Raw genomic sequence first — 1,507 nt, 5'->3', positions numbered from 1 at the left:
ATTATCTACAAACATGCTATGCTCGGGTGCACAATAGATGTTTTTTCAAGTATTTATATGTTCTTTTTTGTGCACTTCAAGGTTGAAAGGGCCTTTTTCGATAGTATGGATTGTTAGTGAAAACGATTTGATCGTTTTGCTTAAAGCTTTCCAATAGGAAAGGTCCATTGCACACGAATTGAGCGCCTGTTTGAATTGCCCAATTAGGGTTCTTTCGGTCTAGTTCAACATGTATAGGAACAAATCTAGGGAGCGTAAACAGTTTAAGAAGGTAAGGAGTCGGGTGTTCTAGCTCAATCACTAGGGTTTTTTCATCAACGGCTTTAATGCCTACCTCACTTAAAGAAACAAGTCCTTTTTTAGCGCTTTCCGCATTTTTAATAGGAGCAAACAAATAATCCCCCATCGAAGGAAACTTGGGATCAAGAATATCTTTCCACGACTGTTCAAAATCATAAGCAGTAACAGGCTTACCATTAGACCAGTAGTTGTCTCCTAGCGTAAATGTATAGGTAAGTTTATCATCCGATACGGTATATGACTTAGCTTGAGCAAATTTGATGGATCCATCGGGATATCTCTTAGTAAGACCTTCAAACAGCAAGAAAATCATTTGCGAAGAATAAACATCGCCGGCTTTACGAGGATCAAACGTCTTAGGAGATGTTTTCATGTTTAAGTTAAGCATAGACAAGCCATGTTGGGATAAAGCTGAAGAAGTTAGCGCGGAAATACAGAGAATAGCAAATATAACAATCAGTGTTTTTCTATTAAAGGACCATCTTGGTTTTTTAACGATACAAGAAAGAATCGTCAAAATTCCGTGAAGTTTTTTGCATATCATATTAAAGAATAATTATAAATTTTATAAAGACATATTTTCCGATAAAACCGCATATTCCACAACAACAAAAAAAATTTAAGTTGGTTCTATCAGTGTAGCTACGGATAAAGATATTGTCTTTATCCCCTCTAGAAGGATAGTTTTTAGAAACTCTCCTGCGCTGAAAGGCAAGGGATAAAAAAGATGGAGTTCATCATTAGTAAATTGGCTAGCCATGCCCCATAATTTCTAAGCAACGCTTCCTTTAGGAAATTGAATTCCGTGCGGAATAACCTTAGTAGAAAGAACTTCCAAGCTAACTAAGCTCGCCAAAGTTGCTCATAAAACTGCAGAGGAAGTAAGTCAAGCGTTAATTGAACAACTTAAACCTATCAAAGATTTTGTACACACATTAACAGCAGACAACGGAAAAGAATTTGCCTACCACCAAATGGTTAGTTTCGAGCTAGAGACAGACTTCTACTTTAAACACAAAGCTTTTTAGATACGACTTCCAAGGATATGGTAAAGGGTGGAAACTTCACTAAATAACAGACCTAAAAAGGCTCTCAACTTCGAAACTCGAATAGAAGTGTTTAGGAGATTATCTACAAACATGCTATGCTCGGGTGCACAATAGATGTTTTTTCAAGTATTTATATGTTCTTTTTTGTGCACTTCGAG

The 1,507-nt window shown here is 36.6% G+C and carries 1 protein-coding gene; it reads right to left on the bottom strand.

Going from position 1 to position 1,507, the window contains the following annotated elements:
- Nucleotides 1–76: 76 nt before the first annotated feature.
- Nucleotides 77–817 carry an ABC transporter substrate-binding protein gene (locus RHOW815_RS08030; protein ID WP_215217773.1) on the bottom strand — a complete coding sequence of 247 codons (741 nt, stop codon included), beginning with the start codon at nt 815–817 and terminating at the stop codon, nt 77–79.
- Nucleotides 818–1,507 lie beyond the last annotated feature (690 nt).

Origin of the sequence: Candidatus Rhabdochlamydia sp. W815 (genome assembly GCF_018642185.1) — a bacterium.
Lineage (GTDB): Bacteria > Chlamydiota > Chlamydiia > Chlamydiales > Rhabdochlamydiaceae > Rhabdochlamydia > Rhabdochlamydia oedothoracis.
The sequence above is the reverse complement of the archived record's forward strand: the minus strand, read 5'-3'. Positions and strand labels throughout refer to the sequence as shown.